The 12,656-nt window shown below is 70.5% G+C and carries 13 protein-coding genes and 1 pseudogene; 7 read left to right on the top strand and 7 right to left on the bottom strand.

Features of this window, described 5'->3' with window-relative positions:
• Positions 1 to 4: 4 nt before the first annotated feature.
• From OEIGOIKO_RS11955 to OEIGOIKO_RS11920, 7 genes and pseudogenes are all read right to left on the bottom strand, one after another.
• Positions 5 to 1,150 carry an aminotransferase class V-fold PLP-dependent enzyme gene (locus OEIGOIKO_RS11955; RefSeq protein WP_125054020.1) on the bottom strand — a complete coding sequence of 382 codons (1,146 nt, stop codon included), beginning with the start codon at positions 1,148 to 1,150 and terminating at the stop codon, positions 5 to 7.
• Positions 1,151 to 1,340: 190 nt separating this feature from the next.
• A pseudogene (locus OEIGOIKO_RS11950) lies at positions 1,341 to 2,261 on the bottom strand (phosphotriesterase family protein); the annotation flags it as partial.
• 36 nt (positions 2,262 to 2,297) lie between these two features.
• Complete coding sequence (locus OEIGOIKO_RS42715) at positions 2,298 to 3,812, bottom strand: YhfT family protein (RefSeq protein WP_246177316.1); 1,515 nt, start codon at positions 3,810 to 3,812, stop codon at positions 2,298 to 2,300.
• A gap of 98 nt (positions 3,813 to 3,910) precedes the next feature.
• Positions 3,911 to 4,267, bottom strand: a complete 357-nt coding sequence (locus tag OEIGOIKO_RS11935; protein ID WP_125054018.1) for a DUF2620 family protein — start codon at positions 4,265 to 4,267, stop codon at positions 3,911 to 3,913.
• Positions 4,264 to 4,635, bottom strand: coding sequence for a PRD domain-containing protein (locus OEIGOIKO_RS11930; RefSeq protein WP_125054017.1), 372 nt, complete (start codon positions 4,633 to 4,635; stop codon positions 4,264 to 4,266). Before OEIGOIKO_RS11930 ends, OEIGOIKO_RS11935 begins: the two co-directional genes overlap by 4 nt.
• A gap of 148 nt (positions 4,636 to 4,783) precedes the next feature.
• Positions 4,784 to 5,731 (bottom strand): GntR family transcriptional regulator YhfZ, encoded by a 948-nt coding sequence (gene yhfZ, locus OEIGOIKO_RS11925; protein ID WP_125054016.1) that lies wholly within the window; start codon positions 5,729 to 5,731, stop codon positions 4,784 to 4,786.
• A gap of 421 nt (positions 5,732 to 6,152) precedes the next feature.
• Positions 6,153 to 7,028 carry a methyltransferase domain-containing protein gene (locus OEIGOIKO_RS11920; RefSeq protein WP_125054015.1) on the bottom strand — a complete coding sequence of 292 codons (876 nt, stop codon included), beginning with the start codon at positions 7,026 to 7,028 and terminating at the stop codon, positions 6,153 to 6,155.
• Between the two features lie 219 nt (positions 7,029 to 7,247).
• On the opposite strand from OEIGOIKO_RS11920, the gene proS reads away from it, so the two are divergent.
• From proS to rplS, 7 genes are all read left to right on the top strand, one after another.
• Positions 7,248 to 8,663 (top strand): proline--tRNA ligase, encoded by a 1,416-nt coding sequence (gene proS, locus OEIGOIKO_RS11915; protein WP_125054014.1) that lies wholly within the window; start codon positions 7,248 to 7,250, stop codon positions 8,661 to 8,663.
• 248 nt (positions 8,664 to 8,911) lie between these two features.
• Positions 8,912 to 9,502, top strand: a complete 591-nt coding sequence (locus OEIGOIKO_RS11910) for a hypothetical protein (protein WP_003980231.1) — start codon at positions 8,912 to 8,914, stop codon at positions 9,500 to 9,502.
• 155 nt (positions 9,503 to 9,657) lie between these two features.
• Complete coding sequence (gene rpsP / locus OEIGOIKO_RS11905) at positions 9,658 to 10,095, top strand: 30S ribosomal protein S16 (protein ID WP_030018410.1); 438 nt, start codon at positions 9,658 to 9,660, stop codon at positions 10,093 to 10,095.
• A 2-nt stretch (positions 10,096 to 10,097) separates the two neighbouring features.
• A complete protein-coding gene (locus tag OEIGOIKO_RS11900) occupies positions 10,098 to 10,337 on the top strand; it encodes an RNA-binding protein (RefSeq protein ID WP_003980229.1) in 240 nt (79 codons plus the stop codon).
• Between the two features lie 195 nt (positions 10,338 to 10,532).
• Positions 10,533 to 11,141: a ribosome maturation factor RimM gene (rimM, locus tag OEIGOIKO_RS11895; protein WP_125054013.1), complete on the top strand. Its 609-nt coding sequence runs from the start codon at positions 10,533 to 10,535 to the stop codon at positions 11,139 to 11,141.
• A complete protein-coding gene (trmD, locus tag OEIGOIKO_RS11890; protein ID WP_125054012.1) occupies positions 11,141 to 11,950 on the top strand; it encodes a tRNA (guanosine(37)-N1)-methyltransferase TrmD in 810 nt (269 codons plus the stop codon). The genes rimM and trmD overlap by 1 nt, the downstream gene beginning before the upstream one ends.
• A 132-nt stretch (positions 11,951 to 12,082) precedes the next feature.
• Positions 12,083 to 12,430, top strand: coding sequence for a 50S ribosomal protein L19 (gene rplS / locus OEIGOIKO_RS11885; protein ID WP_031007308.1), 348 nt, complete (start codon positions 12,083 to 12,085; stop codon positions 12,428 to 12,430).
• The last annotated feature ends 226 nt before the right edge of the window (positions 12,431 to 12,656 follow it).

Below are 12,656 nucleotides of genomic sequence, written 5' to 3'. Positions count from 1 at the left end.
GTGGTCAGCCCCCTTCCCCGAGTACGGGAACGCCGGGCACGGCGCCATCGGCATCCAGGTCCCGCAGCGCGCGACGGAGGATGTCGATGACCAGGTCGGCACCTGCCCGCATCGGATTGACCCGTACCGTCCAGTCCGCGAGCTCCGGTGCGTCCTCCAGGGCCGAGCTGGACATCCGGTAGACGAGCGGAGCGATCTCGTACCGGGAGTTGGCACCGACCGGGTACGGCGCGGCCCCGTACCGGGCCGCGACCCCCGGCACCGCCTGGGCCACGGGCCGGTCCAGTCTCAGCAGCACACAACGGTCCTGGACATTGGCGATCCGCACCTCGGCAACGCCGGGCACTTCCCCGGCTGCCAGCCGCTCGGCGACTTCCGTAGCCGTCCTGGACTGCACCGCCCACATCACCGGGACGTGGCTGAGCGCCCGCAGCGCATCGAGCGCCTGATGCCCCTGCACCTGGCCGCCGCCCGAGTAGTTGTCGTCGTGCACCCGCTCCACCACGTCGCGCGCACCGACGACCGCCCCCACCCCTTCCGGGCCGTGCAGCTTGAACAGCGAGAAGCAGGAAGCATCGGCGCCCAGTTCCACGCCGCACGCCGGGACCCGGAAGACCGCGTAGTTGTCGTCCACGATGGTGCGCACACCGGCGGCCCGGCAGGCGGCGAGCACCGCGCCCGGGGCGTGGGAGTCCGCCAGCCGCTGCCGGGTGTGCTGCACGAAGGCCCACCGGAACCGGCCGGAAGACAGGGCCCGGTCGAGCGCGGCACAGTCCTCGAAGTCCACCTCGACGGCCCTCGCCCCCATCCCGCGCAGGGTGACACCGGTGGTGCGGTAGACCGGCGCACGGTGTACGAGCAGCCGATCATCCGCGCCGACCGCAGCGCCGAGCGCGGCCCGGACGGCGCCCGTCCCTGCACCCTGCACGAGTGCCGCTGCGGGAGCCCCGAAGTAGTCCGCGAGGACGGCCTCGACCCGCGCGGTGGTGCGCGGACGGCCCAACCCCGGCAGCACCCCTGCGTCCGCCTCGAAGAGCTGACGGCCCTCGAAATGCCGGGCCACACACTCCACCAGCCGGAACTGGTTCACCACCGCGTCCTCCACCGAGACCGTCGGCAACGGAAACGTCCTGGGCAGCCGCACACTCATGTCACCACCTCCCAACCCGCCCGGCACTACCGGTGCCGGAAGCTGAGCGGGGAGCCGCCCCGGGATCGAAAGCTGCCCCGGAACCAAAGGCTGTTCCGATACCAGGGACCGGCACCGTGACAGGCTGCCCGGCCGGCCGGGCAGCCTGCCGGGGCTCGGCTGCTTCGCCCCCATCTCCGTCTCCGCCTCCGCCGGTCAGGAAACACAGCGGATTGCGACGGGTCAGCAGATCGATCAGCTCCTCGTCGGCCCCGGCGGCCCGCACGCGCGGTAGGAACGACCGGAACAGATGCCCGTACCCCTGGCCGCCCGCACCGGTCAGATAGCTGTGCCGGGAGATGTCACAGCTGAGCAGTACGCGATCGGCGTGTCCGGCCTCCAGCAGCGCGAGCAGTGACCGCAGCCGGGTGGCATCGCTCTGGTAGTGCTCCTTGCCGATGGTGTCGAAGGCCACGTACGCACCCGCCGCCGCCAGCTCCCGATGAGCCACGGGATCGTCGCGCAGATCCTGATGCCCGACGCTGATCCGGTGCGGCGCCAGGCCGGCCGAGGTCAGCAGCTCCAGCTGGGCAGGGCCGCCGAACCCCAGCTGGGCATGGGTCGCCAGCGACAGTCCGGTCGTGACGGCAGCGCGGGCGGCCGCGGTGAGCGTACGGGCCTCCGGCCCGCTCGGCGTACGGCCATGACTGCCGACCTCCCCGATGACGCCAGGGCGGACGCCGTCGCCGCCGGGGCCACCCGTGATCTCTTCGATCAGGATGTCGGCCAGTTCCTCGACGCCCGCGCCTTCCACCTCAGCCGGATGGAATCGCTCGTGGTACCAGCCGGTACCCGCGACAACCGCCACCCCCGACGCCCGGGAGATGCGTGCCAGCGCCGCGAAGTTCCGCCCCATGCCACGGCAGGTCAGCTCGATGACCAGCGCCAGCCCGAACTGCTCCCGTAGACCAGCCAGTTCACCTGCCACCGCTGCGGCGTGCCGGGCTCCGAGGAAAGCCGCGTGGTCGGTGGCCCGGGTGAGGTCCAGGGCCAGATGCTCATGGGCGAGCACGGGGCCCCGCACGGCGCTCACGGGCAGCGGCCCGGTGACGGTCCGCAGAAGAGAATTCATCACGCACTGCCTTCCTGACGTCCCATGCACGCCTGCTCAGCTCTTGACCGGGGTGAAGAGGTGCAGCCAGTGGAGGAGGTTGAGGATGATGCCGGTGACGACGACCGCCGCGGGAGCGGCGGCCATCCGGACCACCACCCGGCCCACCGCCTCGTTCAGCAGATAGAGCCCGCCGGCTATCAGAATCCCCAGCCCGCCGCCCATGGCCTCGGCTGCCAGCAAGGAACCGAAGAGGATGGCCAGTTGCAGGGTGTCACCGATGGCGGCGCGCAGATGCTCCGAGGAGTCGCGCACCGATGGCAGTCCGCCCAGCACCTTCCCGATCCAGCTGAGGGCCAGCACCTCACCGGCGAAGATCAACGCCCCGCAGGCCATCGCCGGCCAGGGACTCGGCAGCAGATATCCGACCGGGTAGACGAGGGTGAAACCGACGATGCCGTACGCCCCCGAGGCCAGCGCGGTGGTGGCGATCAGCGGGATGAACCCCAGCGCCCGGTAGAAGTCGACCTGCGCCGCTTCCGCGTACTGCCCCTTGGCGATCAGGAAACTGGTCGCCTCCCCACCGCCGAACACATGCAGCTGGGCCAGCAGACAGACACCGGCGCCCAGCACCATGAACAACGGCAGGTGACGGCGCAACCGGGCCGCGCTGGAGCCGAACAGCGACACCATCGGATCCACCTCGCCCGGCACCCCACCAGCGCCCGGGCCACCCGAGGCCTGCCCCTTCCCGGCGACTGAACCACCCGGAGCCTGCCCCTTCCCGGCGCCCGGATCAGCCGGAGTCTGCTCCTCCCCAGCGTCCGGATCACTCGGAGCCTGCCCCTTTCCGGCGGAAGGATCAGCTGATGCCTGCCCCTGCGCGGACATCACCGCGCCTGCCGCGACACGCTCCCGCCGACGCTGCCGTACATCCTTCGCCACCGCGAACCCGATGAGGAGAAGCACCCCGACCGCCATGGCCGGCGCCCCCGCGAACACCTCGGGCCACAACTTCATCGTCAGCACCACGAGCGCCAGTTCCACCCCACCCGCCAGGGCCCCGCGCAGCCTCCCGAACTGTCTGGTGATCGCCAGCACCGGGAACAGCGTGAAGAGAAAGAGGATCGGCGTCGCCATCTGCTGCATGGCGGTCAGGAAGTCGACCGGCAGATCGTGCGCGAGATCGTTGGCCCCGTCCAGCCCGAACACGACCACCGCGCCCCACGCGCCGCCGAGCAGCGGCGCGAGCCACTTCTTCGGCGCGAGGATGCCCAGCACGTCGGTGGGCAGGAACAGCAGCCAGGGGTTGAGCACCCCGGAGGAGAGAGCCATCGGCGCCCCCAGCCCGAAGATGAACCCGGCGGAGAGCCCGAAAGACACCGCAGTGGTGGCGCTCCGGGTCGTACGGCCTTGGACGAAGTCGAGCATGAAGGGGCGTACACCGTCGTTGAAGACGGCCAGCGCCAGGTGCGAGAGGAACGCGGTCAGCGCGCACAGGGCCACGACGGTCAGTTGCTGCGCGAGCGGGAAGTCGAGACCGGTGCTCGCGGCGAAGACGGTGCTGCTCACGGGGTCACTCCTTTGTGCCCTGGCAGGTCATCGGGTCGCACGGCCCTCGCAGGCCGGGGGCACCGGGCCGGTGGCCGGCCCGGCACGGTCGGACGCGGTCAGCTGCGGGCGGCGATGGCTCCGGCCAGCGTGGGCGTGATCGCGTCGATCTGGTCAACGGCGAAGCCGAACACCTTCTTGCCCTGGTCCAGCAAGGCATGGATCTCGCCCTCCGAGGGGACCGAGCGGCCGAAGGTGTGGCAGACGGCGGAGCCCATCAGCCCGACCAGCACGCCCAGCGACGCCCCGGCCCCGGTCTGGCAGGTGCCCAGGAAGTAGTCGGCCCGGCCGGCCCGCAGCCGTGTCGCCGCGTCCATGTCGTTGCTGACCACGGCCTCGACGCCGGTCAGCGCCAGCCGCTGCACGGCGTCCGCGACCTCGGCCTTGCCGACTCCGCCGGTGAGGATGGTCGTCATGGTGTGTCCCTTCGCAGGAGGGCGAAATGCATCGCCAGGAAGTTGATCTCGGGTTCGGGGAGCGGAGAACCGAAGGCGCTCTCGGCCCGTACGGAGACGGCGTGGGCCCGCCGGAGGGCCTGGGGGTGGTCGGCCAGTTCCGCCGCCGCTATGTCGTCGGTACGGAACCCCTCCACCGGCTCGCCGTCCCGTAGCCGGGTCAGTGCCATCAGCAGATGGCTGGTGAGCATCCCCGCGGTCTCCTCGGTGACCACGCATTCGTCGGCGGCCAACGCGTCCAGTTCGGTCCGTACGAAATCGGCGACCTCGGACCGCACCTGGCCGCTCTCCACGAAGATCCGGATCCGTTGCGCGAGCAGGGCTTCCATACCCGTCCCCCTGGTGGTCGGTAGAAGAATTCGGCGTCTTGCGCATCGATCTGCAGCTGTGGGGGCGTGCCTGCGGTCAGGCACCCCGGTGACCCGTTCGGGCCGACGGAGACAGCTCGTTCCCCTGATCGCAGCTGCCACGGCCGTCTCAGTAGGAAGGAATGCGCTTCCCCCGCAGCACCTCGTCCTGAAGACCGGTCACAGCTTCCAGATCGAGTGATCCGCTCACAGCTGCCAGCGCCTCGCTGCCCTCGCTGCGGGCTATCAGCGCCGCGCTGGAATTGCGCAGCGACAGATCTCCGGGAATCTCGTCACCGAGCGGCAGCACCTCCACCTCGTCGCCCAGCTGCCCCTGCACCTCGTCGAGACTCCAGACCGTGGCGTCGGCCCGGTCCTGCGCGAACAGGTCATGGATCCGTATGAAGGAGCTCTCCAGCCACGTCACGTCCTCACGGTCTGCGAACGCCCGCTCGGCCAGCGCTCGTTGATCCTCCGACGTGGTGTCCACGGCGACCCGTAGGCCGTCGGTGTCGAGCTGGACGCCGCGCCGCAGCAGCAGCCCGTGCCCCCCGACGTACGTGGCCGGGCCGAGGTCGGCGATCAGGTCGACGGGGTGCTGCTCCATCAACCGGTCGGCGGCGGAGCGGGACAGCACCGCCAGGTCGACCTTGCCGTCCAGCAGGGCGGACACCCGCGAGGCGGCGCCGCGCATGAAGGTGATGGCGAAGGGCGCGCCGGCCTCCTCGAAGGCGGTCCGCAGTCCGGTTGCCAGGCCTTCATGACGGCGCGAGTGGGGGAGCGGCATCGCGGCGAGGACGGTGCCCAGCCCGGCGAGGCGCCACAGTATGCCGCGGTCCGCGCGCACCAGGAAGGTGCCGAGGTGCCCGCGGGCCACGGTCTCTATCGCGCCCGACTCCTCCAGCAGCTGGAGCGCGGCCTGCACCGTACCGTTGCCGACCCCGAGCTCCGTGGCGAGGTCGCGGACCCGGGGGAGTCGCGCGGCGTCGCCCTCGGTGGGCTGGTTGATCAGCAGTGTGGAGAGGCGCCGGGCGGCGTGCCCGTTGCGGGTCAGGAACCGTTCGTCGAGGCTGTTCATGGAAATGACAGTAAACAGAATTCTGGATATTGGGTATACCTCGCACGGGTGAATGCCTGGCGCCTCGGTGTTGACGCGCGTTCTCGGCTCGGGCTGGGAGGGGGCGCCGACGGGCTCGGCCGCGACCGGCCACGGTCACCCCGGTCGCGAGCCAGTGACGGAGTGGCGGAGTGGCGGGGCCCCGGCGGAGAACCGGCCGGCTATGACGGTCAGGCGGTCGGAGGGCGCCCAACAGTTGGAAGGTCCGGACGGGCCGGAAGAGCTGGACGGGCCGGAAGAGCTGGAAGGGCCGATAGAGCTGCAAGAACCCGAGGAACCGAAAGGGCCGGAAGAACAAGGGACCGAAGCAGCGGAAGAGGTACGGACCGAAGCAGCGGAGAGGCGGAGCGCATCGCGGCGGAAGGACTCGCTGCGGAAAGGGTCACGTGCGGGCGATGAGATAGCGGAACACGTTCGCCATCCAGACCGTGCCGTCCGGGCGCTGGTGCGGATGCAGCGCCTCACTCAGTTCCTTCTCCACCTGAGCCTGCTCAGTGACCTCCAGCGCCGCGTCGAACAGCCCCGTGGACAGCAACCCGCGCACCGCGCTCGGCAGGCTCCCGTAACCGAACGGGCAGGCCACACGCCCCGACCCGTCGGGCCGCAGCCCTGTGCGGTCAGCCAAGTCCTCAAGATCGTCCCGGCCGCTGGGCCGCCAGCCGCCCGCCGTGCGCAACGGGTCCGCCAGTCGCTGGGCCACCCGCAGCACACTCGCCGTGGCACACCGCTCCACCGGCCCCCAGCCACCCAGTACCACCGGGCTGCCGCGCTCCGCGAGTCCGGCGGCCGTCGCCAGCGAAGCCGTCAGCCCTTCGACGCTGCTGACGCAGCCCACCGGGTGAAAGGCCGTCACCAGATTGAACGCGGAGCCGTCCGGGGCGGCTGCCCGCTCGGGGCCGCCGCACGCCAGTACCGTGGCGCGCGCCGTGTCGCCAGGGACTTCGCGCGAGGAGTCAGGGGTCAGCCGTTCCCGCGCCAGATCCAGCCGTTCGTGGTCCGCGTCCACGCCGCAGACCTGCGCACCGCGGGCCGCGGCGATCAGCAGCGCGAGCCCGGACCCGCACCCCAGGCCCAGCAGCCTGGTGTGGGGGCCGACGTCCACCCGGTCGTAGACGGCCTCGTACAGCGGCACCAGCATCCGTTCCTGGATCTCGGCCCAGTCGCGGGCGCGCCCGCAGGGGCCGGCCGGTGCGGATGGGTCGTGAGAACCGGGAGAGCCGGACTGCCGGAGGTGATGCCGTACGAGCGTGGGTGTCATCGAAAGCGCCCCAATCCGCCGAGAACCCGAAGCTGTCAGTGGTCGATCTCCCCCGTGTCCCGCCCCTGTGTCCGCGTCGTGCGCCCCCGCATTCCAGACAACTCCCCATCCGGCCCGGAGTCCAGGGTTGCGCCGGGGTTGTCTCCCGCGCGCCCCTCAGTGCGCCGGGGTGCGATTTCGTTTGCCGGTACCAGGTGTCGCGCCCCTACCATGCGCGCCATGGCAAAGGCTCCCGTTCTCACACCCCAGGCGGACGACTTTCCCCGCTGGTACCAGGACCTGATCAGCAAGGCCGAGCTGGCCGACAACGGGCCGGTGCGCGGCACCATGGTCATCCGACCGTACGGGTACGGGCTCTGGGAGCGGATGCAGCGGGAGCTGGACGCGCGCATCAAGGAAGCGGGCGCCCAGAACGCCTACTTCCCGCTCCTGATCCCGCAGTCCTACCTGACCAGGGAGGCCGAGCACGTCGAGGGCTTCGCGCCGGAACTGGCGGTGGTCACCCACGGCGGCGGCAAGGAACTGGAGGAACCGGCCGTCGTCCGGCCCACCTCCGAGACCATCGTCAACGAGTACTTCTCCAAGTGGGTGCAGAGCTACCGCGATCTCCCCCTGCTCGTCAATCAGTGGGCCAACGTCGTCCGTTGGGAGATGCGGCCGCGGGTGTTCCTCCGTACGACGGAATTCCTCTGGCAGGAGGGCCACACCGCGCACGCCACCTATGAGGAGGCCCGCGACTACGCCGCCCGCATCCACCGGGACGTCTACGCCGACTTCATGGTCAACGTGCTCGCCGTCGACGTGACGGCCGGGCGCAAGACCCCGGCGGAACGGTTCGCCGGCGCCATCAACACCCTCACCCTCGAAGCGATGATGGGCGACGGCAAGGCCCTCCAGATGGCCACCAGCCACGAACTGGGCCAGAACTTCGCGCGCGCCTTCCACACGCAGTACCTCTCCAAGGAAGGCACGCAGGAACTCGTCTGGCAGACCTCCTGGGGCAGCACCACCCGCATGATCGGAGCACTGGTCATGTCGCACGGTGACGACCACGGCCTGCGCGTCCCGCCCCGGCTGGCTGCGGTCCAGGCCGTGGTCCTCGCGGTCAAGGGCGACGACGCCGTACTGGCCGAGGTCCGGCGGATCGGCGACACCCTGAGGGCGGCAGGGGTACGCGTCCATGTGGACGACCGTACGGACATCCCCTTCGGGCGCCGCGCGGTGGACTGGGAACTGAAGGGCGTGCCGATCCGGGTCGAGGTCGGCCCGCGCGACCTGGAGAACGGCACCGCAGTGCTCGTCCGCCGTATCCCCGGAGGCAAGGAACCGGTCCGGATCGACGCGCTCGCCTCACTGCTCCCCGCCTCCCTGGAGGAGGATCAGGCGCTCCTCCTGCGGCAGTCCCGGGAGCGCCGGCAGTCGCGCACCTCGGACGTGACAACGGCCGAGGAGGCCGTCGAGGCGGCGGCCTCGGGCGGCTGGGCCCGCATCCCGTGGGCCGCACTCGGCCCGGAGGGAGAGGCCCGGCTCGCCGAGCGGGCGGCGACCGTACGGTGTCTGGTAGCCGAGGACGGGTCGGTGCCCGACACGGACGACGCCCCCGGTACGATCGCGGTCGTCGCGCGCGCCTACTGAGCCCCATCGGGCTCCACCGGTGGCACGTCGCGGCCCTCGGGCAACGGCTGCCCCGGCGCGTACCCATCTTTTACGCGCCGGGGCGTACGCGCGGGTACGCCCCGGCTTGCCACCCCACGCGCGTCTTCTCCGCAGTTCTGCGCACACGCCGTCCTCGAAACCCATGACCAGAAACTGACCGGTACGTGCAAATTATTTGAGATGCCCCGTAATCGGAACACTGGATGGGCTCGGCTCGTTGTCACGACGTGAGCACGACACCGCCTGTTCTCGCCGCCGAACTGGCGCTCGCGTGGGCCGACATTCAACGGCACCACCCCGAGCTGCCGGATCTGGCCGCGCCCGAGTCCTTGATCGGAGAGTCCTCGTCCGCCTGTGGGGCCGAGCTCTCCTTCGAACGGCTGCTGCATGAGGCAGTCCACGGCATCGCCGCCGCCCGCGGCGTCCGCGACACCTCACGCGCCGGCCGCTACCACAACCGCCGATTCCTCGCCATCGCCGAGGAGTTGGGCCTCGACCACGTCGACGAGCCGCACCCGAGCAGCGGCTTCTCGCTGGTCACGCTCAACCCGGAGGCCAGAAGGCGCTACCGCCCCACCATCGAGCGGCTTGCCAGAGCCCTCAAGGCGCACTCCGCCGCGACCACGGCCGACAGTGCCCGCAGTTTCCGGGGCCCGGCCGCACGGCACGGCTCCTCCGGTGGTGGCGTGCGCGTCAAGGCCGTCTGCGATTGCGGGCGAAATGTCCGGGTCGTCCCGTCCGTGCTGGCGCAGGCGCCCATCGTCTGCGGCGGCTGCGGCAAGCCCTTCCGGATTCCCGAGGTGGCTGCGGTCGGCTGACCTGGAGTGGTGTGGCACAATGGTCAGCTGTACTCGACAGTCGCACAGGACCCCTCTCTCCTCCGGCTGGCGCGTCCATCGGGCACCCGAGTACCGCAACCCCACGTGGCATCCCGTTGTGCCCAACCACGTCAAGACCAGGAGACACCACTCCCGTGGCAGTCAAGATCAAGCTGAAGCGTCTGGGCAAGATCCGCGCGCCTCACTACCGCATCATCATCGCCGACTCCCGCACCCGCCGTGACGGCCGGGCGATCGAGGAGATCGGCCTGTACCACCCGGTGCAGAACCCGTCGCGCATCGAGGTCGACTCCGAGCGTGTCCAGTACTGGCTGGGTGTCGGCGCGCAGCCGACCGAGCCCGTCATGGCCATCCTCAAGGTCACCGGCGACTGGCAGAAGTTCAAGGGCCTGCCCGCCCCGGCGCCGATGAAGGTCGCCGAGCCGAAGGCCGACAAGAGCGCCCTGTTCGAGGCTCTGGCCAAGGACGGCGACGAGCCGAAGGGTGAGGCGATCACCCCGAAGGCGAAGAAGGCTGACAAGAAGGCGGACGAGGCCGAGGCCGAGTCCACCTCCGAGTCGACCGAGTCCTGATCATGCTCGAGGAGGCCCTCGAGCACCTCGTAAAGGGCATCGTCGACAACCCCGACGACGTGCAGGTCGCCTCGCGCACCCTGCGCCGCGGGCGCGTTCTGGAGGTCCGGGTCCACCCCGACGACCTCGGGAAGGTGATCGGCCGCAACGGCCGCACCGCGCGTGCCCTGCGGACGGTCGTAGGCGCCATCGGCGGCCGCGGTATCCGGGTCGACCTCGTCGACGTGGACCAGGTCCGCTGAGCAGAACCGGGGTACCGGGCACTCCCCGGACCAGGCAGTACCGGCACGGGCCGGGGAGGGCTACGGCTCGCCCCGGCCCGTCGTCGTAGGCATCTGCGACGATGCACGTATGACCGTTATCACCGATTGACGAATCACGAGGCGAGGACCGCCACCGCGGCGAGCGGCGGGCGGCCGGCCGCGAAGAGGGGCACTGTGCAGCTGGTAGTCGCGCGGATCGGCCGCGCCCACGGCATCAAGGGCGAGGTCACCGTCGAGGTGCGTACCGACGAGCCGGAGCTGCGGCTCGCGCCCGGCGCCGTACTGGCCACGGACCCGCCCGCAACCGGCCCGCTGACCATCGAGACCGGCCGGGTGCACAGCGGACGCCTGCTGCTGCGGTTCGAGGGCGTACGGGACCGCACGGGCGCCGAAGCGCTGCGGAACACGCTGCTGATCGCGGAGGTCGACCCCGAAGAGGTCCCCGAGGACCCCGAGGAGTTCTACGACCACCAGCTCGTCGACCTCGACGTGGTCACCCGCGACGGCACCGAGGTCGGCCGGATCGCCGAGATCTCCCACCTGCCCTATCAGGACCTGCTGATCGTCCGCCGCCCGGACGGCAGCGAGATCATGATCCCGTTCGTCTCCGAGATCGTGCCGGAGATCGACCTGGCGGAGCAGAAGGCTGTCGTCGACCCCCCGCCCGGCCTGCTCGACGACAGCCAGGCCGAGGTGGCCTCGGCCCGCGACGCGTCCGACGCGGCCGTGGCCCCGAAGGCGGAGGGCACCGCCCCGGCCCGTGGCACCGGCGAGGACGTGTAATGCGGCTCGACGTCGTCACGATCTTCCCGGAGTACCTGGAACCGCTGAACGTCTCCCTGGTCGGCAAGGCCCGCGCCCGCGGCCAGCTGGACGTCCGCATCCACGACCTGCGGGAATGGACCCACGACAAGCACAACACCGTGGACGACACGCCGTACGGCGGCGGCCCTGGCATGGTCATGAAGCCCGAGCCGTGGGGCGAGGCGCTGGACGCGGTCATCGACTCCCAGGAGGGCGATCCGGTCATCGTCGTCCCCACGCCGAGCGGCAAGCCCTTCACCCAGCAGCTCGCCGTGGAGCTTTCCGAGAAGCCCTGGCTGGTCTTCACTCCCGCCCGCTACGAGGGCATCGACCGCCGTGTCATCGAGGAGTACGGCGACCGCGTGGACGTCCGCGAGGTCTCCATCGGCGACTACGTCCTGGCCGGCGGTGAGGCGCCCGTCCTGGTGATGGTCGAGGCCATCGCCAGGCTGCTGCCCGGCGTGCTGGGCAACTCGGCGTCCCACCAGGACGACTCCTTCGCCCCCGGCGCGATGGCGGACCTCCTGGAAGGACCCGTCTACACGAAGCCTCCCGAGTGGCGCGGCCGTGGCATCCCGGAGGTGCTGCTCAGCGGCCACCACGGCAAGATCGCCCGCTGGCGCCGGGACGAAGCGTTCCGCCGTACCGACCGCAACCGTCCCGACCTGATCGAGCGCGCCGATCCGGCCGCCTTCGACAAGAAGGACCGCGAGACCCTTTCGATCCTCGGGTGGGCCGAGGGAACGGGCGGTCGATTTGGGCGTACGACCGACGGCGTGGAAGAATAGGCCACTGCTGTGTGCGTCCGGCGCGCGCCCCTGCCACAGGGGGAACGACGCCCGCCCGACGGAACGGCAACCTCAACGCAATTCTCCAGTTCCGTTGATGACCTGTGGCATCAACGAAGAAAGCAGTGGGTCATGAACCTTCTCGACTCCGTCGACTCCGCGTCGCTGCGCAGCGACATCCCGGCCTTCCGCCCGGGTGACACCGTCAACGTCCACGTGCGCGTCATCGAGGGCAACCGCTCCCGTGTGCAGCAGTTCAAGGGCGTCGTCATCCGCCGCCAGGGCGCGGGCGTCCGCGAGACCTTCACGGTCCGCAAGGTCAGCTTCTCCGTCGGCGTCGAGCGCACCTTCCCCGTGCACACCCCGATCGTCGAGAAGATCGAGCTGGTGACCCGCGGTGACGTGCGTCGCGCCAAGCTGTACTACCTCCGTGAGCTGCGCGGCAAGGCCGCGAAGATCAAGGAGAAGCGCGACAACTGAACAGACGTCCGGCGTCCTGGACCGGCCGGATAGGCTCAGGGTCCGATGGACACCGACGCACAGCTTTCGGAGCGCGACCGCTCTCCCGCCCCAGAACCGGGGCCGGAGCAGGGGTCGCGCTCCGCGCGTTTTTCCGCGCACTCTTCATCCGGGGCATCCGGGGCATCCGGGGCCTCTGGGTCGGACGGGACGGCCGAGCCGCTCGGGTCCGAGGAGCGGGCAGAAC

The sequence above is a fragment of the Streptomyces paromomycinus genome (assembly GCF_003865155.1).
Lineage (GTDB): Bacteria > Actinomycetota > Actinomycetes > Streptomycetales > Streptomycetaceae > Streptomyces > Streptomyces chrestomyceticus.
This window is presented reverse-complemented; position numbering and strand designations above follow the sequence as displayed.

Bases quoted from the DNA above. Each gene is read 5' to 3' on its own strand.
- OEIGOIKO_RS11955 (WP_125054020.1), bottom strand. From the start codon at position 1,150: ATGAGTGTGCGGCTGCCCAGGACGTTTCCGTTGCCGACGGTCTCGGTG.
- OEIGOIKO_RS11935 (WP_125054018.1), bottom strand. From the start codon at position 4,267: ATGACGACCATCCTCACCGGCGGAGTCGGCAAGGCCGAGGTCGCGGAC.
- OEIGOIKO_RS11930 (WP_125054017.1), bottom strand. From the start codon at position 4,635: ATGGAAGCCCTGCTCGCGCAACGGATCCGGATCTTCGTGGAGAGCGGC.
- yhfZ (WP_125054016.1), bottom strand. From the start codon at position 5,731: ATGAACAGCCTCGACGAACGGTTCCTGACCCGCAACGGGCACGCCGCC.
- OEIGOIKO_RS11920 (WP_125054015.1), bottom strand. From the start codon at position 7,028: ATGACACCCACGCTCGTACGGCATCACCTCCGGCAGTCCGGCTCTCCC.
- proS (WP_125054014.1), top strand. From the start codon at position 7,248: ATGGCAAAGGCTCCCGTTCTCACACCCCAGGCGGACGACTTTCCCCGC.
- OEIGOIKO_RS11900 (WP_003980229.1), top strand. From the start codon at position 10,098: ATGCTCGAGGAGGCCCTCGAGCACCTCGTAAAGGGCATCGTCGACAAC.
- trmD (WP_125054012.1), top strand. From the start codon at position 11,141: ATGCGGCTCGACGTCGTCACGATCTTCCCGGAGTACCTGGAACCGCTG.
- rplS (WP_031007308.1), top strand. From the start codon at position 12,083: ATGAACCTTCTCGACTCCGTCGACTCCGCGTCGCTGCGCAGCGACATC.